Below are 18,779 nucleotides of genomic sequence, written 5' to 3'. Positions count from 1 at the left end.
ACAGCAACCGCACCTCACACCTCCCCAGCCTCGTCAGTCGTCCTCCGCTTCGCTCCGGACGACTGACTCCCTCGCGGGCTCCTCGCGGTCGCCGATGGCGACCGCTCGGAGGCACGCCGCCGCATCGGTTCAGTGGCTTATAAAATGTACCGTCGCTGCGCTCACGGTGTCGATCGATGTGGTGCCGGAGTCGACCGCCTGTTTTTAACTACCGGCTCGGCGAACGGAGGCGTATGTTCGACACGATCGTGGTCGCGACCGACGGCTCCGACAGCGTGCGTCGGGCCGTCGACGTCGCCGTCGACGTCGCCGCCCGCTTCGACGCCGAAGTCCACGCCGTCTACGTCGTCGACAGCGGCGAGGTCGAGTCCACGCCCGACGAGGTCCGCGACGACCTCCGCGACGCGCTCGACGACCACGGCGAGTCGGCGCTCGAACAGGTCACCGCCGCCGCGGCGGAGCGCGACCCCGAACTGGACGTGACGGTCGAGGTGCGCGAGGGGCGGCCGGCCGCGGAGATATCGGGATACGCGCGCGACGTCGACGCCGACGTCGTCGCGATGGGCACCCGCGGCCGCCACGGAGAGAACCGGTTCCTGATCGGCTCCGTCGCGGAACGCGTCGTGCGGACCTGTCCGATCCCCGTGCTCACCGTCCGCCAGCTCACCGACGAGGACCCGCGCCGGACGACGGTCTGAGGGCCGATCGCGGCGGGGCGGCGAGGCGGTGAGGCGACGAGGTGGCGCGGTCGAGACGGCGGGGCGCGGTCACCCCGAGAACGGCGGAGTTTTCCCGCTCCCGCCCGGCTCGACGGTATGGACGACGAGCTCATCGACGAGGCGGGGATACCCCGCTCGCGGTACACGCGGCTGCCCGGCAAGGGCTTCTTCTACCCGGACTCGCTGGACGAGGTGCGCTCCGAGCGCCGAGCGAAGGAGGCGATCGAGGGGAGCGATGCGGTCGTGATCGCCGACGGCGACGCCGACGGGCTCGCCTGCGCGGCGATGGTCCGCGAGGCGTACGACGCCGCGCTCGACGTCGCCGACTTCGAGGCGGCCATCGCGGCTCGACTCGCGGAGGGCGACGACGACGAGGACGAGGAAGCGACGGACCACGACGAGGACGAGGAAGCGGCGGACCGCGGCGATGACGACGCGCTCGCGGGGGATACGCACGAGGAGGACGAGAGCGACGACCCCACCGACGACGCTCACACGCGGTCGCCGGTCGGGCTGGTCGCGGCGGGACCGTACTCGCTCGACACCTCGCTCGAACGCGTGCTCGCGTACGCCGACGACGACGTCGACCTGTTCGTCTGTGACCTCTGTCCCGACGACTACGAGTGGATCGCGGAGCCGCTGGAGGCGCTCGCGGAGGAGGCCGCCTCGGTCCGGTGGTTCGACCACCACCAGTGGGACGAGGAGACGGCCGCGGCGGTCCGGGACCTCGGCGTCGACCTCGTGATCGGCGAGTCCGACGAGGAGTGCACCGCCGACGTGGCGCTGCGCTCGCTCGACCACGCGTTCGGCGACCGGTGGGCCGAGCTGGCGACGGTGACGCGCGACCACGACCTCTGGATCAAGGAGGACCCGCGCTCGGACGACCTCGCCGACTACTCCTACTGGGCCGGCAGCGAGGAGTACGCCACGGTCGTGGGCGCGTACGGCGCCGACCTCCCCGAGACCGTCGAGGCGTTCGTCGCCGACCGCCGGGTCGAGAAGGAGGCCCGGATCGACGCCGCCGTCGACCGCGCGGTCACCCACGAGGTGGGCGAGTGGAGCGTCGCGGTGACGTACGGCCGGTGCTCGCAGAACGAGGTCGCGGAGACGCTCCGCGAGGCGGGCGCCGACGCGGCGGTGATCGTCAAGCCAGCCGGCTCCGCGTCGATCCGCGGCTCCGAGGAGTTTCAGCACGCTCACGAGGTCGCCGGGCGGGTGAACGGCGGCGGCCACCCGCAGGCCGCCGGCTGCAAGCCGGACATCTACGACGACATGCTCGATTACGCCCAGCACTGGACGACCGAGGGGCAGGCCTGCAAGCGAGTGATCCTCGCCGCGTTCGAGGCGGTCGCCGAGGAAGTCGCGGCGGCGGAGACGGGCGAGGAGAACGGGGAGTAGGGCGTCGGAGAACCGCCCACTTTCATGTCGTCGGGCGGCCCCGTCTCTCGCATGGCGGAGATCCTCGTGGCCGGCGAAACGCTGATCGACTTCCTCCCCGGACCGGGGGAGACGCTCCGCGACGTCGACGGCTTCTCTCACCGACCGGGCGGCGCGCCGGCCAACGTCGCGGTCGGGCTCTCCCGGCTCGGCGCGGCGCCGGCGTTCTGGACGCGGCTCGGCGGCGACCCGTTCGGTGACCTCCTACGCGAGACGCTCGTCGACGAGGGGGTGCCGACGGCGGCGTTCGAGCGGGCCGACGGCAACACCACGCTCGCGGTCGTCTCGCCGCCCGGCGTCGACGGGAGGCGGTTCCGCTTCTACGGCTCCCGGGACGTCGCGTTCGGCTTCGAGCCCGGTTCGGTGCCGGCGGACGAGCTGGCCGCCGTCTCGTGGGTCCACCTCGGCGGCGTCGCCCTGACCCACCCGGACGGGAGGGCGGCGATGCGCGAACTGGCCGCGGCCGCCGCCGAGCGCAACTGCGCGGTATCGTTCGACATCAACTACCGCGAGGACCTCGTCCCGGACGGGGAGCGGGAGAGCGTCGTCGACGCAGTCCGCGAGATCGTCGCCGACAGCGACGTCGTCTTCGCCAGCGACGAGGACGTGGCGGCGACGGGACTCTCGTCGAAGGAGGGCGAGGCGCTCGGGCGCGATCTGCTGGAGCTCGGCCCCCACACCGCCGTCGTCACGCTCGGGGAGTCGGGCGCGGTCGTCGCGAGCTCGGCGGCGGCGCCGTGGGGAGAGCGGACCGCCCGCCACGGCGGCTTCGCGGTCGAGGCCGTCGACGCCACCGGCGCCGGCGACGCGTTCACCGCCGGGCTGATCGCTCGGCTCGCCGCGGACGACGCGCCCGACCTCGACGACGCGGTCGCGTTCGCGAACGCGACGGCCGCGCTCTCGGTCCGGGAACGGGGCGGGATGACGGCGCTCCCCTCGAGGGAGGCGTGGAGTCGTTCCTCGACGAGCGGCGGTAGGGCGATCGGACTGCAGACGGGGGCGACGACTCGCGCGGCTAATCGGTCCGACCGTGGACGTACGTCTGGTCGTGGTCCGGAAACACCTCGTCGACGGTCGCCTCGCCGTGGTCCTCGGCGATGAGGGTCCGGAGCTCGTCCTCGTAGTCGGCCTTCGGCACCTCCTCGCTCGGTCCCTGCTGGACGTCGAACGTCTCCTCGACGAGCCGGTCGACCGCGTGGCGACCGAACCCGGACAGCGGGGAGATGTAGTCGACGCCGTGGCGGTCCTCCAGGCTCTGCGCCTGCGCGCGAGAGACCGTCGGCACCCGGTCGTCCCGCCGGGTACCGTCGGCGATCGCGTCGACGTCGCGGCTCGCGATCGCCTCCAAGGCGTGCTCGTGGACGCGCTGGATCCCGTTGCGGGGGTAGCCGTCGTCGAGCATCGTCGCGGCCGCATCCTCGGCGACCGCGCGGTCCAGCTCGACGCGTTCGAAGGGGAACCCGAGCTCCGCGGCCGCCCGCTCGGCGTGCTCCCAGTCGTCGGTGAGCCCGAAGCTCCCGGTGACGCAGCGGACGTCGTAGAACCGGTCGAGCAGGTGGGCGGCGAGCGAGGAGTCTTTCCCCCCGCTGTACAGGAGCGCGAGCTCCATCTATCGCCGCCGGATGTCGAAGCTCTGCTGGTCGGGCTGGAGTTCCTTCAGGAGGTCGCGCATCTGGTCCTCGTCGATACGTCCCTGAATCCGGCCGCTCTGGGCGAGCGCCGCGACCTGCTGTTTCACCTTCTCGCCGAACTCCGGTTTCGACATCTCGACCGCGTTGAGCCGCTGGCGCGCGCCGTCGGTCAGGTACTGCTTGAGGACGGCCTCCTGCTGGGCGTCGGCGCGCTCCTGGGCCTCGCGCTGGGCCTCGGCGTCGCCGCCGCCGCCCTGCTGGCGCTCGCGGAGCTCCTCCATCTTCTTCTCTCGCAGTTCCTCCAGTCGTTCGTCGTCGGGGTTCTCGCTCATACGAGGGCCTTCACGGTCCGCGCGAAAAACGATTTCGGAGGCCGCGGTGGCGATCGCCGGGCGCCGGACGACCCGTACGGCCGCGGCGGTCGGGGGGACACCGGCGGTCCGCGTCGCTTAAACGCCTCCTCGGCGTAGCGGCTTGCAATGAGCGAGTCGCGGGAGTTCTGTCCGCGGTGCGGCGATCCGGTCCCGGAGCGGCGCGAGCCGCTCCCCGGCGAGCCGCGCGGGCGGGACGCGCTGCTGTGTGACGACTGCTACTTCGAGGACTTCGATCTCGTCGACGCGCCCGACCGGATCGAGGTGTTGGTCTGTTCCGGCTGCGGCGCGGTCCGACGCGGCGAGTCGTGGCGCGACGTCGGCGCGCGCGACTACACCGACGTCGCCGTCGACGAGGTCGCGGAGGCGCTCGGGGTCCACGTCGACGCGACCGACGTCGAGTGGGGCGTCGAGCCCGAGCAGGTCGACGAGAACAACGTCCGGATGCACTGCCGCTTCTCGGGCGTCGTCCGCGGAACGCTCCGCTCCGCGGAGGTCACCGTTCCGGTCAAGATCTCGCGGGGCACCTGCGACCGCTGCGGCCGGATCGCCGGCGGCTACTACGCCGGCACCGTGCAGGTGCGCGCGGACGAGCGCGACCTGACGCCGGCGGAGCGCGCCGAGGCGCTCGACATCGCCGAGTCGTACGTCGCGGCCCAGGAGGCCGACGGCGACCGCGAGGCGTTCATCACGGAGGTGAAAGAGACCGACGACGGACCGGACGTCAAGCTCTCCTCGAACCGCCTCGCGCAGAACGTCGCGACTCGGATCACCGACGCGCTCGGCGGGAGCTTCGAGTCGTACCCGACGCTCGTCACGGAGGACGGTGACGGCAACGAGGTGTACCGGGTGACGTTCGCGGTCCGGCTCCCCCGGTACGCCGAGGGCGAGGTCATCGATCCGGAGGACGGCGACGGCCCCGTGCTCGTCACGGGCGTCTCCGGCCGGCTACAGGGCGTCCGGCTCGCGACCGGCGAGCAGTACGTCTCGGAGTTCGAGGACGCGGAGGCGCCGGACGCGTCCCGCCTCGGAACGCGCGGCGACGCCGCGGAGACGACGGTGGTGACGGTGGAAGACGAGAACGCGATCCAGGTGCTCGACCCGGTCACCTACGAGGCGAAGACGGTCCCGAACCCCGAGTTCGTCGACGACGACGCCGACAGCGTGCTGGCGTTCGAACACGAGGGCGACGTGCACCTCGTCCCGGAGGAGTAGGGCGTCGCCGCGGCGAGTACTGACACCGGGCGTCGAAGAGCGCGACGCTGCGTGTGAGAGGTGAGCGGGGAGACGGCGGCAGACAGACTCCGCCGCCGGGAAGGAGGGGCACTGGCGCGTTCAGTCGGCGCGAACGGTCGAATTCTTCAGTCGGCGCGGGCGGTCGACTCGTTTCCGAGAGCGGCTGCGCGCTCGGACTCGGTCACGTCGATGCCGCGGCGCTCGAGCTGTTCGACGAACTCGGCCTCGCTGAGGCCCGCCTGTGCGGCCGCCTGAGAGAGTGTCAACGTTCGCGCACCGTACAGCGTCAGCGCACTCGAGAGGCCCTTCGTTGCCATACCTACTGTAGACCCGTGTAGGTTTATGAAGGTTACTAATTGATTGAGGGCCATGATACACCTTATACGATATATATTGACGTTCGATCAGTCCGGCGGCGTATAATCACTACCGAGGGCGGCCCGCAGGAATTATGCCGCTCTGCGGCACAGGGGAGGTATGAACAGACAACAGATCTTCGCGCTGTTTTTCGCGTTCCTCATGGTGAGCTCCATGGCCGCCTGGGGCGTCTCGCTGCTGTAAGCGGCGGTCGCGCGGTCCGACGACACCGCGGTACGGCCCCGGACCGCGGTTCGTCGCAGCGTCGGCTCCCGCCTCAGCCGTCGCCCCAGACGTCGGAGAGCGGGTGGTCGCTTCGCCGCTCGGCGTCGGTCTCAGAGCGGGTTCGCGTCGCGCCCGCGTCGCCGACGCTCCCGGTCTCGCCGCCCGACCCGTCGGCGTCGGCCGCGTCGTCCGCGGCGTTCCCTGAGCCGCCCGCGCCGGAGCCGCCGCGGTCCGACGCGCCGCCGGAACCGACCGTCCGGTTCCGCCTCGCACGGGACGGTCCGGAGGGGTCGGCGTCGATCCCGGCGAGCGCGGCCGCGGGATCGAAGTCGGAGAGGTCGGGCGTCGTCATCGCGTCGATCTGGTCTCCGAACCACGGCGGGGTGTCGGCCTGCGCGCGCTCGAAGAGGTCCAGCAGAGAGTCGTCCGCGAGGTACGTCGCGCCGTAGTCGTCGGGCGCGCGGACGACGCGACCGCACGCCTGGATCACGGTCCGCAGCGCGGTCCGGTGGTACCACGCCCACTGGTCGTCCGCGAGCCGGCGGGCGACGCGGGAGTCGTTCGTGTTGCGGTACGGCGCCTTACACACCACCTGCCAGCGGCAGAGGTCGCCTTTCAGGTCCAGCGCCTCCTCCATCTTCACCGAGACGAACACCTCGGGGTCGTCGCTCGCCTTCCACGCCGAGAGCTCCGCGTCCCGATTCTCGCGGCCGTGGCGTCGGACCCGCGCGGCGACGCCGAACTCGCCCAGCAGCTCGGTGATCCGCCCGGCGATGTCGTACGAGTGCGCGTGGATCAGCCCCTTCTCGTTCGGGTGTTCGGCCATGAGCCGGACGATCAGGCGGGCGATCTCCGGGACCGTCTCGTCGCGGTGCTCGTAGGTCATCGACCCGCGCGTCACGTCGTACAGCGGGCGGTGCTCCAGCGGGAAGGTGTGTTCGACGTCGACGAGCGCGACGTTCGACGGGTCGAGGCCGATACCGCGGCAGAACGCCTCCTTCGAGAGGATGGTGGCGGAGAGGAGCGCGAACCGGTTCCCGCGGTCCCACACGGTGTGCCGGAGGTAGCGGGCGGGGTCCAGCGGCTTGATCGCGAGCGGCGAGCCCTCCCCGCCGGACTGGTCGACGACCCACGTCGTCGGCGAGTCGAGGTCGCGGTAGTCCTCGAGGAACCAACCCAGCTCGCTACTCAGCTCCTGGAGGCGGTCGCGGCGCGCGACCTCCTCGCGGTCGAGTTCGGCCCGGCCCGTCAGCTCGTCTTTCGCGCGCTTCGCGACGTCGCGAAGGGAGGCGACGAAGCGGGCGGTGCGGTCGAGCGCGTCCTCCTCGGGGCCGGCGTCGGCCTCCACGTCCGGGACGCGCACGTCGTCCCAGACGGGGACGCGCTCGGGCGAGAGCTCAATCGTCGCGTACATCTCCGCCCACTCGGCGAGCCCGTGCGCCTCGTCGATCACGACGACGTCGCGCTTGCGGAACACCTCGGAGCCCGCGGTGCGCATGAAGTACGCTAACGTCATCGCGGCGTACCGGTTACCCGAAGCGATCGCGCGGTCCGAGAAGTACGGACACCGGTGTTTCACGGAGCAGTCGAACCCCTGCTGCCGGACGCAGGGAGCGCGGTTGACAGGCGTGTCGTGCTCGCCGGGGAGGATGCAGTCGTAGTTCGATTTCCCGCGGATCACCGCTAGGTCGTCGAGTAAGTCGTCCGCCTCGACGTCGTCGATCTGCGACACCTGCGGGGTGGTGTAGTAGGCGCCCGTCGCCTCGCTCGGCGCCGTCTCGTCCACCGTCGCCGCCGCGCCCATCACCGCCCGCGCGAGAAGCGACTTCCCGCTGCCCGTCGGCGCGCGCACGAGGACGACCTCGTTGCCGGCGGCGAACGCGTCGCGGATGTCGGAGAGGGCCCGCTCCTGCGCGCCGCGGAAGCTCGGGGCGGGGAACTCGGCGGGGATCCGGTCGGGGTCCACAGGGGTCCCTCGCTCCCTCCCGAGATTAAACCCTCGCGTTCCGACCGGTCGAGTGAACTCAAAACTACCCGATCGTTTATATCGTTCGGGCGGGTCGAAGGGGGTATGCACTGGCAGGAGGCGGAACGGGAGTTCGCGGACGACGTCGTGGCTCGGGAGACGCTCCCGCGAACCTTCGAGCGGTCCGCCGAGCGCAACGCCGACCGGACCGCCCAGCGGTACAAGGGCGGGATATACGACCGGTCGCTGGTGACGGAGGGCGTCCTCCCGCCCGCGCCCGACGGCGAGTACGCCGGCGTCACCTACGCCGAGATGCGCGACGTCGTTCGGCGCCTCGCCGCGGGGTTCCGCGAACTCGGGGTCGACGACGACACCCGCGTCGCCCTCTACGCGGAGACGCGGATGGAGTGGGCGCAGACGGACTTCGCCGCGCTGGCCGCGGGCGGAGTGGTGACGACCGTCTACGCCTCCTCCTCGCCGGACCAAGTGCGGTACCTGCTGGAGGACCCCGGCGCGACGGTCGCCGTCGTCGAGAACCGCGACCTCTTGGACGAGGTGCTCGCCGTCGCCGACGACCTCTCGCGGGACCTCGACGCGATCGTCTCGTTCGACGACGTGGACGCGGCCGAGCTCGACTTCGGCGGCGACACCGGGGGCGACGGCGACGGTCCCGCCCTCTCCGCCGACGACGTGTACACCCTCGGCGAGCTCCACGCGCTGGGCGCCGACGCGTTCGACCCCGACGCCTACGAGGGGTGGCTCGACGCGACCGGCGTCGGCGACCTCGCCAGCCTCATCTACACCTCCGGGACGACGGGGAAGCCGAAAGGGGTCCGGCTCACCCACGCGAACTTCCGGGACAACGTCTCGCAGTGTTACCGCCGCTTCGCGGACCGACCGGACCGCGACCCCGACGCGCCGGGGATATCGGCCGAGTCGACGACGCTGTCCTTCCTCCCGCTCGCGCACGTCTTCGAGCGCATGGCGGGCCACTACATGATGTTCGCGGCGGGCGCGACGGTCGCGTACGCCGAGAGCCCGGACACGCTCCGCGACGACTTCGGGCTCGTGCGGCCGCCGACGACCACGAGCGTCCCACGCGTCTACGAGAAGCTGTACGACGCGATCCGCGATCAGGCCGGTGAGTCGCCGGTGAAAGAGCGGATCTTCGAGTGGGCGGTCGACGTGGGTCGGTCCCACCACGAGGCCGACAATCCCGGCGCCCTGCTCGACGCGAAGCGCGCGGTCGCCGACCGGCTCGTCTTCTCGTCGGTCCGAGAGGCGATCGGCGGTAACATCGACTTCTTCATCTCCGGCGGCGGGTCGCTGTCGGCCGAGCTGTGCGCGCTGTACCACGCGATGGACCTCCCGATCCTGGAGGGGTACGGGCTCACGGAGACGTCGCCGGTGATCAGCGTGAACCCGCCGGAGGAGCCGAAGGTCGGCACCATCGGTCCGCCGGTCGTCGACACCGAGATCGCGATCGACGGCACGGTCGTCGGCGAAGAGGTCGCCGGTCTGGCGGGCGACGTGGGCGAACTGCTCGTTCGCGGCCCGCAGGTGACCGACGGCTACTGGAACCGCCCGGACGCGACCGTTGAGGCGTTCACCGAACCGGACCGGCTCCCCGAGGACGTCGTCGTCGCCGGGACGCCTCCCGAGGAGCGCGACGGCGACCCGGACGAGCCGTGGTTCCGCACCGGAGACATCGTCCAGCTCCGGCCGGACGGGTACGTCGCCTTCCGCGAACGCGCGAAGCAGCTGCTCGTGCTCTCGACCGGAAAGAACGTCGCGCCGGGTCCGATCGAGGACCGGTTCGCCGCGAACGAGTTCGTCGAGCAGTGCGTCGTGCTCGGCGACGGGCGGAAGTTCGTCTCGGCGCTCATCGTCCCGAACTTCGAGAAAGTGGAGTCGTGGGCGGACACGCGCGGGATCGATCTGCCCCACGCGCGCAGTGCGGTCTGCCGGGACGACCGGGTCCGCGAGCGGATCCAAGCGGAGGTCGACCGCGTGAACGAGGAGTTCGAACCGTACGAGCGGATCAAGCAGTTCCGGCTCGTCGAGGAGGAGTTCTGCGAGGACGGGAACGACCTGCTCACGTCCGACGATGAAGAAAGAAGCGCGCAACATCTTGGGACCGCTTCGCACGAGGCGGAGCTGATCTACGCCGACGCGACTTAGGTATCCGACCGCCTCTGGGCGTGCAACGCCCGCGGTTCCGAGCCGTTCGTCCCGTCAGCGAGCAAGTTTTTCGCATCAATTCTATAGTTTATTCTTAGTAAACATACCTAAATTTATCACACTTTCAAAAGGCTCAAACCGCTACCGCGCAGATGATGCCTGCGATTCGAAAAGCCGTCGATTCGATCCGGCGCACCGTGTCGACAGTGACGACCCGCGTCGTCGGGGTGGCGACCACGCTGTTTGCGGGCCTCGTCCTCGCCGGTTGGTCGCTGTTCTGGTCGCGGGTCGGTCGGATGCACTACGCCCAGGGCGATCTCGTCTCCGCGGCGTTCACGACGACCGTCTTCGTCCTCCCCGCGATCGGGGCCGTCCTGTGGTACGTCGCCCGGTCGCTCGACGCCGACCTGGTGCCGACGCGGATCGACGTGAACGTGGTCGAGAGCTGACGCCCCCGCGAGGGCGGGATCCGACGGCGCGAGCGGAGACGACGCCGACGCCGGCGCGTCCCCCCGGCCGTCGGATCCGTCGACGGCAGATTCAAGCGTTCGACTCGCGGGGCACCCGCCAGTGAGGCGGGACTCCTCGTAGCGCTGTTCAGCGACCCCTTCGCGATGATGAACACGATTGGGCTCGTCGCGTTCGCGCTCGTCGGGTCGACGAAGGCGATCCGCGAGGAGTTCGACCTGTTCGGGATCACCATCGCCGGGCTGGCGATGGCGTTCGCCGGCGGGGCGACGCGGGACCTCCTCGTGTTGCGAACGCCGCTGGCGCTCCAGTCGCCGGTCGAGATCGCGCTCGGACTGTTCGGCGTCGCTCTGGCGATCGGGGTGCGGATCGTGCTCGCCGCGCCGGACACCCACCCGATCACGCTCGTTTCGGACGCGATCGGGCTCGCCGCGTTCGCCACGACGGGGGCGATCGTCGCCACCGACGCGGGCGTCTCCGCGTTCGGCGTCGTCGCGGTCGCAAAGATAAACGCGGTCGGCGGCGGCGCGTTCGCCGACCTGCTGCTCGACCGCGCGCCGTTCATCCTCTTCGAGGACTTCTACGCCAACTGTGCCGTGTTGGGCGGGCTGGCTTACGTCGTCGCCGGAACCGTCGGGTTCGTCGGAAGCACCGCCGCGGCGCTCTGTGCGGCCGTCACCGTCATCACGCGGCTCGCGGCCGTCGCCTACGGCTGAGAGCTTCCCACAGCCGGCGACCTGGAACCGTCGATGCGGTGACCCTCGTCGGTCGGCTCGCCGAACGCGTAGACGGTGTTGTGGCCGGTCACCTCGACCGTCAGGAAGTCCCCGACTTCGACGCCGCGCTCGGTCGCGCTCTGCACGATGATCTGGCGGTACGCGGAGTCGCGGCACTTCACCGAGTCGCCGGTCCCCTCCTCGACGACGAGCACCTCGAACGCTTCGCCCACCATCGACTCGTACGCCTCGCCGACGACGTCCATCTTCAGCGCCGACATCGCCTTCGAGCGCTCCTTCTTGAGGGTCCCGCCGAGCCCCTTCATCTCGGCGGCGTCCGTGCCGGGGCGCTTCGAGAAGCGGGTGACGTTGATCTTCTTGGGGCGGACCTCGGCGAGGAGGTCCATCGACAGCTCGTGGTCGGCCTCCGTCTCCGTGGGGAAGCCGACGATGAAGTCGGTCGAGAGCGTCCAGTGGTCGAGCCGGTCGTCGAACGTCTCGACGACCTCGCGGAACTTGTCGACCCGGTGCTGCCGGCGCATCTCTTCGAGCACCTCGTCGGAGCCGGACTGGACCGGCGCGTGGATGAAGTCGTACAGCTCCTCGTTCTCGGCGAACACCTCCGCGAGCTCCTCGTGGATCCCGTGGATGCCGCCGGGGTTCGCCATCCCGAGCCGGACGCGGAACTCGCCGTCGATGTCGCAGATGCGGTCGAGCAGCTCCGGGAGCTTGCGCTCGCCGTTATCCCAACCGTAGACGCCGGTGTCCTGTCCCGTGACGCGAATCTCCTTCGCGCCGGCGTGGACCAGCGCTCGGGCCTTCTCGACGTTCTCCTCGACCGACGGGGAGTCGACCCGGCCGGTCGCGAACTTCGTGATGCAGTACGAGCAGTTGCTCATACAACCGCGCGCGATGGGGAGGAGGCCGACGACGCCGTCCAGGACCGGATCGGCGTCCGGCGTGGTCGTCGGGCACTCACCGTTGAGCGCGTACGTCGGCACCTCGTCCCAGTGGAGGATCTCGGCGTCGATGCCGGCCTCCTCGAACGTCTCGCCCTGCGCGAGCGCCATGCAGCCGGTGACGACGAGGTCGGCGGTCGTCTCTTGGAGCTCCTCGGCGCGGCGGAGCATGTTCCGTTCCGTCTTCTCGACGACCGTACAGGTGTTGAGGACGGCGACGTCGGCGTCCTCGGGCCCGTCGGCCGGGCGGTGACCACCGTCGCGGAGCGCGCGCTCGATCTCCCGGCTCTCACCCCGGTTGGAACTGCAGCCGTAGGTTTCGATGTGATACGTCGCCATCGAGTGTGCACACTACCGGTCCCGCGGCCAAAAACGCGACGGATCGGAGCCGAGCGCGCCGGAGGCTGTGGGAGTGAAATTCGAAGCCCGAACGGGAGGCGGCGGGAGTGGAATTCGAAGCCCGAACGGGGGGTGCGCGGCGCGGCGTGCGCACCGTGCGTACGGTGGGAGTGGGATTCGAACCCACGAGGCCTTCCGGCCACCTGCGTTCCAAGCAGGCACGTTCGTCCGCTCCGTCATCCCACCAGTTGGCCGCTCCGATCGGAGAACGGGCCGCGAGCGCGGACGGGGGCGTCACCGGTCGACCCGCCGGCCGGCTCGCCTCAGTTCTCGGCGTCGACGAGCTCGAAGAGGCTCCCCCAGTCCTCGGAGTCGCCGCTTTCGGGAAGCATGTCCCGGAGCTGTTGGAAGTCCGATTCGGGGACCTGCGACCGAACGACGTCCACGATGACCCGGGCGTGATAAGCCGCGTCGGCCGGGTCCGTTCGCTCGATCTCGCTCACCCGCTCGACGAACTCCTGCCAGTCGAAGCGCTGGCCGTGTTCGTGGACCGCGCCGGTCAGGTACCACTTGATCTCGATCGGAAGCGACGCGGCGAGGTCCGCCGCGTTCCCCTCGGGGAGGCGCTCGCCGAGGGTCATGAGCGTCGCCCGGATGGCCCGTACCGTCTCGCCCGTCCCGGGCAGTTCGAGTCGGTGCTGTACGTCGCCGGTGAATTCGTCGAAGTTCATGTGTAAATGGAGCCCGCGGAAGCATGTCAACTATGATGATAATTCTCACCGTCTGGAAACCGAACCGCGGGCGTTCAGCGACGAGCCAGCGAAGTACGTGTTTCCGGGTGCCGAGAACAGTCAGTAGGTACTTGTGAACGATTGGCAAATATACAACTGTTAACGAGGCGGCGGCAGCGGAACAGGCCGGGCCGACCAACGCGGAAACGCACCCACACTCATGGACATAACAGACATCGTTTCGACGGAGTACGTGAACCTTCCTCCCGACACACCGGTCTCGAAGCTCGTTGGGACGTTCGACGACCCGTCAGTTGCGGGAGTCGTCGTGGACGGAGGGGCGTTCGAGGGAGTCGTCACGAGGCGGCAGCTCGCGAGCTCACACCATCAGCCGGACCAGAAGATCGAGTCGGTGGCTTGGAACGTTCCCCGGGTCACGCCTGACGAGGACGTCCGGCGGGTCGCACAGCTCATGATCGACGGGGGCTCACGGCTGCTCCCCGTGTTCGACGGGGACGATCTGATCGGCGTCGTTACCGCGGACGACCTGCTGGAGAACGTCAAGCAGTTCCTCGACGCCGCCACGGTCGCCGACGCGTATTCGCCGGACGTCATCACTGTCGGACCGCGAACGAGCGTCGGCGAAGCGCTCAACCTCTTTCGCGAAAACCGGATCACGCATATCCCGGTCGTGGAGGACGACGCGGCGGTCGGGATCCTCAGTCTCTACGATCTCATGGACCTGACGGTTCGGAGTGCGGTTCGGAGCCAGGGCGGAGACGCGGGCGACACGCAAGCGGACGCCGACGGCACGGGGGTCAGCGACGGGCGCACGCGGCGGGGCGGTTTCGGCGCCCGGGAGGGCGAACTGGCGCGAGTCATCGATCTGCCGGTTCGAGACGTGATGGTTTCACCGGTGCGGACGATCGCGCCCGCCCGGACGCTTGAAACCGCCGTGGAAGAGCTGTTCGAGATCGGCGGATCGTCACTGGTCGTCGAGCAGGACGGTGAGCTGGCGGGGATCGTCACGAAAACGGATATCCTCGACTCGCTGACGTGGGAGGCCGACGAGACCCGCGCCGTCCAAGTGTACAACTCGGCCCTCCTCGACGACGTGGAGTACGACGAGATCGTGGAGATGATCGAGAAGTTCGACGACAGGGACCACGGCATGGACATCCTCGACGCGAAAGTCCACCTCCACGAACACGACGAGAAGCTTCGGGGGACGCCGCTGTTGCTCGCCCGGATCCGGCTCCACACGGACCAAGGTCTGTACATCGCTTCGGCCGAGGGGTACGGTGCGAGCCACGCGCTCAACGAGGTCCGAGACGTTCTCGAACGCCAGATACGTGATAAGAAGACGTACGGGCGGAACAAGAAGCCGCGGAACGAGGCGTTCTGGGAGAAGCGCTTCGGGTGGATACTCGAAGACGCGGAGTGATCGGGACGGCCCCGCGCTGCGCGAACCGAGACGGCTCCGCGCTGTGCGACGGCTTCGCGATCGCGACCGGGGCCGTCGGCGAACGGTCGAACCGACCCCGACGCGCTGCCGATTCGGACGGACGCTACTGCGTCGTCTCGTAGATCGCCACGCCCGAGGAGGCGCCGATCCGGGTCGCACCTGCGGCCACCATTTCGAGGGCTTCGTCGAAGGTCGATATTCCGCCCGACGCTTTTATTTCGGTCTCCGGGGCGACCGCCTCTCGGATCGCCGCGATCTCCGCTGGATCCGTCGGCCCGTCGTATCCGACGGCGGTCTTGACGAAGTCGGCGCCGCCGGCCTCGACGAGCTCGGCGGCCCGCCGTATCTCGGGCGGCGTCAAGGCCGGCGACTCGATGATACATTTCAGCGTCTTCTCCCCGACCGCGTCCTTCACCGCTTCGACGTCGTCGACGACGAGGTCGTGATCGCCGTTCGCGAACGCGGTCCTGTTCATCACCATGTCGAACTCGTCGACGTGGTCGCGGAGCGCTTCGACCTCGCTCCGTTTGGCCGCCGAGTTCTGTATCCCGTAGGGGAACCCGATCACCGCGACGACGTCGGCTTCCCCGCCGAGCAGTTCGCTCGCGAGCGGCGCGTGGTACGGAACGACGACCGCCGAGCGGAATCCGTATTCGAGGACCTCGTTACAGAGGGTCCGGACCGCCGCCTCGCTCGCGGTCGGGTCGACGTTCGTGTGGTCGATTATCGACGCGACCCGCCCTGGATCGTCTCGCAGTGTGTTCTCCAGTGACATGTCTGCTCCCTCGCGTCCGAGGGCCTAAGTGTGTCGGCCGCTCGACGCGTCCCGACCCGCCGCCGTTTCTCCGGCGGAGCGACGAACGCACGCGGGAGTGCGGCCGCTCGGTCTCAGTCCTCGGCGACCGCGGTCGCCGTGGGCGTCTCGGTGTCCGGCTCGGAGACGGCCTCCGGCTCGGCCTCTCCCGAGCGCTCCGACTCGGGGACGGGCGCGTACACCGACCGACGAGCGTCGCGGGGACACAGGCCTTCCTCGACGAGTCCGACCTCGGTGAGCTTCTCGACCGCGAACCGGACGGTTCGGGTCGAAAGGCGGGTCTCCTCGGCGAGCCCGGTCTGGTCGAACCGGCCCTCCTCGTCGAGAACGTAGTAGACCAGTTTGGCGCTCGGGGGGAGCGGCGCGAGCAGCTCGCGGGCACTGTCGTCCATATAAAGCGTATACGGGCGAGCCGTGCATAACCGTGGCTCGGGTGTGTATCACCGCCGCACAGCCCCCCATTGATTTATATATTATGAGCGCGCGGGCGCGACGGAACGAGAGCGTGTCCGGTCGCCGGCGGGGCGCTCTTCGATTCGTCCGCCTCTACTCGCGCGTACGGAACTCGAACCGCGCCCCGTCGTCGTCGTCGATAGAGACCGTCCACCCGTGCGCGGCCGCGATCTCGCGGACGATCGCGAGTCCGAAGCCGGTCCCGTGCGGGTCGCTCGAGATGCCGTACTCGATCGCCTCGTCGGGGTCGACGTCGAATCCCGCGCCGTCGTCGGCGACGTAGAACCCGTCCGAGAGCCCGCCGAATGTGACGGTGACGCCGGGGTCAGCCTCGGTCGAGCCGTGCTCGACGACGTCGTCGGGCTCCGCCCGACTGCCACCGGTGCCGTGCACCACGCTGTTCGTAAACAGGTTCTCTAAGAGCGTCCGGAGGCGCTCCGGGTCGGCCTCCACCGCGACCCCATCGTCGGGCGCGTCCAGCGTCGCAGCGGGGGTGTCCACGGTGCGCCACGCCTCCGCCGCCGCCTCGGCGAGCGAGACCGGCTCCGACTCGTCGACCGTCCGGCCCTGTCGCGCCAGCGTGAGGAGGTCGTCGATGAGCTCCTCCATCCGCTCGTGAGCGTCGTTGATCCGGTCGAGCTCGTGGAGGGCGCCGTCGTCGTCGACGAGCCCCCGCGCGAGATCGAGCCGCCCGGCCGCGACGTTGAGCGGGTTCCGGAGGTCGTGCGAGACGAGCCCGGCGAACTTCTCCAGTCGGTCGATCTCGCGCTGGAGCGCGGCGTCGCGGTTCCGCAGCTGCGCCGTGCGCTCGGCCCCGTCGAGCGCGACGGTGACGTTGGCCGCGAGCACCCGCGCCAGCTGGATCGCCGTGTCGTCGAAGAAGTCCGGCTCGCGGGAGCCGAGCGGCATCACGCCGTGGTCGCCGAGCGGGACGACGAGCAGGCTCCGGTGCTCGCCGTAGGTGACGGCGGTGTCGACCGCGTCGAGATCGCCGACGACGATCGGTTCTCCCGTCTCGAACGCCTCCCAGACGCGACCGTCGCCTGGGCCGAACGCCGGGCGGTCCCCGAGCGCGGCCGTCGCCTCCTCGCTGATCGCCGTGGGGAGCAGCGTCCCGCTCTCGGGGTCGTACAGGCGGACCCCGCTGCTCGGGAACTCCAGGATGTCGATGGCCGCGCGCGCCGCGAGCGCCGCGATCTCCTCGCGGTCCTCGCCGCGGAACATCTCGCGGGTCGTCTCGTGGAGGTTCCGCAGGGTCCGCTCGACCCGTTTCTGCTCGCCGATGTCGGCGTAGACGCTGTAGATGACCGTCTCGTCGTGCTGACGCACGGGAATCACGTGCAGGATGAAGTCCCTGAGCCCGTCGGTCGTCCGGCGGCGCACTTCGAGCCGCGGCGTCCCGTCCCGATCGAGGACCGTCTCGGGGTCGAACCGGGCGGCGCCCTCCGGGATGATGGCGTCGCGTATCTCGCGGTAGCCGTGGTCGGCCGCCGAGTAGCCGAACGTCCGCTCGAACGCCTCGTTCGTGGCGTCGAGACGGCGTTCGCCGCCGCCGAGCGCGACCGTTCTGACTCCCGGCAGCGGGAGATCGTCGAACAGCGCCGTCAGTCGGTCGCGTTCGGCCCGCAGCGCGTTCTCCGTCTCGATCTGCTCGATCGCGTCGGCGGTGTGGGCGGCCAGCAGCTCCGCGAACTCGACGTCGCCCTCGTCGAACGCGGCGTATCCGTCAGAGACGGCCTGCAACACGCCGTACGGACCGATCGGGACGCTGATCGCCGAGCGGATGTCGTCGGCGACCGGGTCGGCGACCGCGGCGCCGTCGGCCCGGCCGTGATCGTCGGCTCGCCCGCAGTCGGCGGCTTCCCCGGCGCTCGGCGGGTCGCAGTTCTCCGGGTCCTCCAACTGGTCCGGGTCGGCGGGGTCGACGCTGACGTTGTCGACGACCATCGTCCGCTCCTCGGCGGCGGTGGTCCCGACGACCCCCTCGCCGACCTCGAACGAGCGGACCTCCTCGTCGGTGACGCTCTCCGAGAGCGCCGCGGGGACGAGGGTGTCGCCGCGGCGGCGGGCCGTGACGCACCGGTCGAATTCCAGTATGCCCTCCGCGGCGTCGACGGTCCGTTCGAACACCTCGTCGACGCGCTCGCAGGCGGCGACCTCCGTCGCGAACCGGTGGAGCGCGGTCACCTTCGCGTTCACCTCCCGGAGGTTCCGCTCGACCTGTCGCCGTTCCAGCGCGTTCGCGACGCTGTTCGCGAGCATCTCGTACCGGTCCTGGCCGCCGCCCTTCTGGAGGTAGTCCGTCACCCCGGCGGAGATCGCCTCGCTGGCGACCTCTTCGGACCCCTTCCCCGTGAACAGCACGAACGGGATCCCGGGATCGACCTCGCGGACCGCGGTGAGCAGTTCGAGCCCGTCGCTGCCGGGCATGTCGAAGTCGCTGACGACGCAGTCGATACGCTCCGACTCGACCGCCGCGAGCGCGTCGTCCGGGGCGGTGTACGTCACCGTCTCGATCCCGTCGACCAGTCGCTCGACGTGGGTCGCCGCGAGGTCCGCGGCGCCGGGCTCGTCGTCGACGATGAGCACCCGTCGCGGCCCGCCGCCGGCGGGCTCCCCTCCGCGGAAGGCGTCGGCGGTGGGATCGTCGCCGTCGTTCCCGGGAGCGGTATCCATAGGTGGCCGTCACACTACCGGTAAGTTTAGCTTTC

At 70.0% G+C, this 18,779-nt stretch carries 16 protein-coding genes, 1 tRNA gene and 1 pseudogene; 8 read left to right on the top strand and 10 right to left on the bottom strand.

Features of this window, described 5'->3' with window-relative positions; translation table 11 throughout:
* Positions 1-233 precede the first annotated feature (233 nt).
* The 3 genes from DJ82_RS06625 to DJ82_RS06615 all read left to right on the top strand — a co-directional run bounded on the left by DJ82_RS06625 (position 234) and on the right by DJ82_RS06615 (position 3,257).
* Positions 234-698, top strand: coding sequence for a universal stress protein (locus tag DJ82_RS06625; RefSeq protein WP_094524237.1), 465 nt, complete (start codon positions 234-236; stop codon positions 696-698).
* A gap of 117 nt (positions 699-815) precedes the next feature.
* Positions 816-2,117: a DHH family phosphoesterase gene (locus DJ82_RS06620; protein ID WP_094581362.1), complete on the top strand. Its 1,302-nt coding sequence runs from the start codon at positions 816-818 to the stop codon at positions 2,115-2,117.
* A gap of 51 nt (positions 2,118-2,168) precedes the next feature.
* On the top strand, positions 2,169-3,257 hold the full coding sequence (locus DJ82_RS06615) for a carbohydrate kinase family protein (RefSeq protein WP_094581361.1): 1,089 nt from the start codon (positions 2,169-2,171) through the stop codon (positions 3,255-3,257).
* Here the strand turns inward: DJ82_RS06615 and DJ82_RS06610 are convergent.
* Both DJ82_RS06610 and DJ82_RS06605 read right to left on the bottom strand, forming a co-directional pair.
* Positions 3,172-3,765, bottom strand: coding sequence for an asparagine synthase-related protein (locus tag DJ82_RS06610; protein ID WP_094581360.1), 594 nt, complete (start codon positions 3,763-3,765; stop codon positions 3,172-3,174). The two genes, DJ82_RS06615 and DJ82_RS06610, sit on opposite strands and share 86 nt — an antisense overlap.
* Positions 3,766-4,119 (bottom strand): DNA-binding protein, encoded by a 354-nt coding sequence (locus DJ82_RS06605; RefSeq protein ID WP_094524233.1) that lies wholly within the window; start codon positions 4,117-4,119, stop codon positions 3,766-3,768.
* A gap of 147 nt (positions 4,120-4,266) precedes the next feature.
* On the opposite strand from DJ82_RS06605, the gene DJ82_RS06600 reads away from it, so the two are divergent.
* Positions 4,267-5,373 (top strand): 60S ribosomal export protein NMD3, encoded by a 1,107-nt coding sequence (locus tag DJ82_RS06600; protein WP_094581359.1) that lies wholly within the window; start codon positions 4,267-4,269, stop codon positions 5,371-5,373.
* A 146-nt stretch (positions 5,374-5,519) separates the two neighbouring features.
* On the opposite strand, the gene DJ82_RS06595 is transcribed toward DJ82_RS06600, so the two are convergent.
* Together DJ82_RS06595 and DJ82_RS06590 are read right to left on the bottom strand one after the other, a co-directional pair.
* Positions 5,520-5,711, bottom strand: coding sequence for a UPF0175 family protein (locus DJ82_RS06595; RefSeq protein ID WP_094524231.1), 192 nt, complete (start codon positions 5,709-5,711; stop codon positions 5,520-5,522).
* Positions 5,712-6,028: 317 nt separating this feature from the next.
* Positions 6,029-7,942, bottom strand: coding sequence for a helicase C-terminal domain-containing protein (locus DJ82_RS06590; protein ID WP_094581358.1), 1,914 nt, complete (start codon positions 7,940-7,942; stop codon positions 6,029-6,031).
* A gap of 105 nt (positions 7,943-8,047) precedes the next feature.
* Here DJ82_RS06590 and DJ82_RS06585 point away from each other — a divergent pair.
* From DJ82_RS06585 to DJ82_RS06575, 3 genes and pseudogenes are all read left to right on the top strand, one after another.
* Positions 8,048-10,123: pseudogene (locus DJ82_RS06585) on the top strand (AMP-dependent synthetase/ligase).
* A 206-nt stretch (positions 10,124-10,329) separates the two neighbouring features.
* Positions 10,330-10,572, top strand: coding sequence for a hypothetical protein (locus DJ82_RS06580; protein WP_141212550.1), 243 nt, complete (start codon positions 10,330-10,332; stop codon positions 10,570-10,572).
* 165 nt (positions 10,573-10,737) lie between these two features.
* Positions 10,738-11,307 (top strand): trimeric intracellular cation channel family protein, encoded by a 570-nt coding sequence (locus tag DJ82_RS06575; RefSeq protein WP_094524241.1) that lies wholly within the window; start codon positions 10,738-10,740, stop codon positions 11,305-11,307.
* Here DJ82_RS06575 and DJ82_RS06570 read toward each other — a convergent pair.
* From DJ82_RS06570 to DJ82_RS06560, 3 genes are all read right to left on the bottom strand, one after another.
* Positions 11,298-12,605 (bottom strand): tRNA (N(6)-L-threonylcarbamoyladenosine(37)-C(2))-methylthiotransferase, encoded by a 1,308-nt coding sequence (locus DJ82_RS06570; protein ID WP_094581356.1) that lies wholly within the window; start codon positions 12,603-12,605, stop codon positions 11,298-11,300. The two genes, DJ82_RS06575 and DJ82_RS06570, sit on opposite strands and share 10 nt — an antisense overlap.
* A gap of 162 nt (positions 12,606-12,767) precedes the next feature.
* Positions 12,768-12,851: transfer RNA gene (locus DJ82_RS06565), tRNA-Ser, on the bottom strand.
* A gap of 77 nt (positions 12,852-12,928) precedes the next feature.
* Positions 12,929-13,336 carry a DUF2267 domain-containing protein gene (locus tag DJ82_RS06560; RefSeq protein WP_094524226.1) on the bottom strand — a complete coding sequence of 136 codons (408 nt, stop codon included), beginning with the start codon at positions 13,334-13,336 and terminating at the stop codon, positions 12,929-12,931.
* Positions 13,337-13,556: 220 nt separating this feature from the next.
* On the opposite strand from DJ82_RS06560, the gene DJ82_RS06555 reads away from it, so the two are divergent.
* Entirely contained in the window at positions 13,557-14,780 is a 1,224-nt protein-coding gene (locus DJ82_RS06555; protein ID WP_094524225.1) for a CBS domain-containing protein, read from the top strand.
* 124 nt (positions 14,781-14,904) lie between these two features.
* Here the strand turns inward: DJ82_RS06555 and deoC are convergent, their stop codons facing one another.
* From deoC to DJ82_RS06540, 3 genes are all read right to left on the bottom strand, one after another.
* Positions 14,905-15,576 carry a deoxyribose-phosphate aldolase gene (gene deoC / locus DJ82_RS06550; RefSeq protein WP_094526037.1) on the bottom strand — a complete coding sequence of 224 codons (672 nt, stop codon included), beginning with the start codon at positions 15,574-15,576 and terminating at the stop codon, positions 14,905-14,907.
* 113 nt (positions 15,577-15,689) lie between these two features.
* Positions 15,690-16,007, bottom strand: a complete 318-nt coding sequence (locus DJ82_RS06545; protein ID WP_094581355.1) for an ArsR family transcriptional regulator — start codon at positions 16,005-16,007, stop codon at positions 15,690-15,692.
* A gap of 154 nt (positions 16,008-16,161) precedes the next feature.
* Positions 16,162-18,744 carry a GAF domain-containing protein gene (locus DJ82_RS06540; RefSeq protein WP_094581354.1) on the bottom strand — a complete coding sequence of 861 codons (2,583 nt, stop codon included), beginning with the start codon at positions 18,742-18,744 and terminating at the stop codon, positions 16,162-16,164.
* Positions 18,745-18,779: the final 35 nt, after the last annotated feature.

The sequence above is a fragment of the Halorubrum sp. Ib24 genome (assembly GCF_002252745.1).
In the GTDB taxonomy this organism is placed as follows: Archaea; Halobacteriota; Halobacteria; order Halobacteriales; family Haloferacaceae; genus Halorubrum.
This window is presented reverse-complemented; position numbering and strand designations above follow the sequence as displayed.

What these genes read in the sequence shown, in the direction of transcription:
- DJ82_RS06615 (WP_094581361.1), top strand. Translation starts at nt 2,169, where the DNA reads ATGGCGGAGATCCTCGTGGCCGGCGAAACGCTGATCGACTTCCTCCCC.
- DJ82_RS06540 (WP_094581354.1), bottom strand. Translation starts at nt 18,744, where the DNA reads ATGGATACCGCTCCCGGGAACGACGGCGACGATCCCACCGCCGACGCC.
- DJ82_RS06560 (WP_094524226.1), bottom strand. Translation starts at nt 13,336, where the DNA reads ATGAACTTCGACGAATTCACCGGCGACGTACAGCACCGACTCGAACTG.
- DJ82_RS06625 (WP_094524237.1), top strand. Translation starts at nt 234, where the DNA reads ATGTTCGACACGATCGTGGTCGCGACCGACGGCTCCGACAGCGTGCGT.
- DJ82_RS06555 (WP_094524225.1), top strand. Translation starts at nt 13,557, where the DNA reads ATGGACATAACAGACATCGTTTCGACGGAGTACGTGAACCTTCCTCCC.
- deoC (WP_094526037.1), bottom strand. Translation starts at nt 15,576, where the DNA reads ATGTCACTGGAGAACACACTGCGAGACGATCCAGGGCGGGTCGCGTCG.
- DJ82_RS06570 (WP_094581356.1), bottom strand. Translation starts at nt 12,605, where the DNA reads ATGGCGACGTATCACATCGAAACCTACGGCTGCAGTTCCAACCGGGGT.
- DJ82_RS06620 (WP_094581362.1), top strand. Translation starts at nt 816, where the DNA reads ATGGACGACGAGCTCATCGACGAGGCGGGGATACCCCGCTCGCGGTAC.
- DJ82_RS06600 (WP_094581359.1), top strand. Translation starts at nt 4,267, where the DNA reads ATGAGCGAGTCGCGGGAGTTCTGTCCGCGGTGCGGCGATCCGGTCCCG.
- DJ82_RS06610 (WP_094581360.1), bottom strand. Translation starts at nt 3,765, where the DNA reads ATGGAGCTCGCGCTCCTGTACAGCGGGGGGAAAGACTCCTCGCTCGCC.
- DJ82_RS06545 (WP_094581355.1), bottom strand. Translation starts at nt 16,007, where the DNA reads ATGGACGACAGTGCCCGCGAGCTGCTCGCGCCGCTCCCCCCGAGCGCC.
- DJ82_RS06575 (WP_094524241.1), top strand. Translation starts at nt 10,738, where the DNA reads ATGATGAACACGATTGGGCTCGTCGCGTTCGCGCTCGTCGGGTCGACG.
- DJ82_RS06605 (WP_094524233.1), bottom strand. Translation starts at nt 4,119, where the DNA reads ATGAGCGAGAACCCCGACGACGAACGACTGGAGGAACTGCGAGAGAAG.
- DJ82_RS06595 (WP_094524231.1), bottom strand. Translation starts at nt 5,711, where the DNA reads ATGGCAACGAAGGGCCTCTCGAGTGCGCTGACGCTGTACGGTGCGCGA.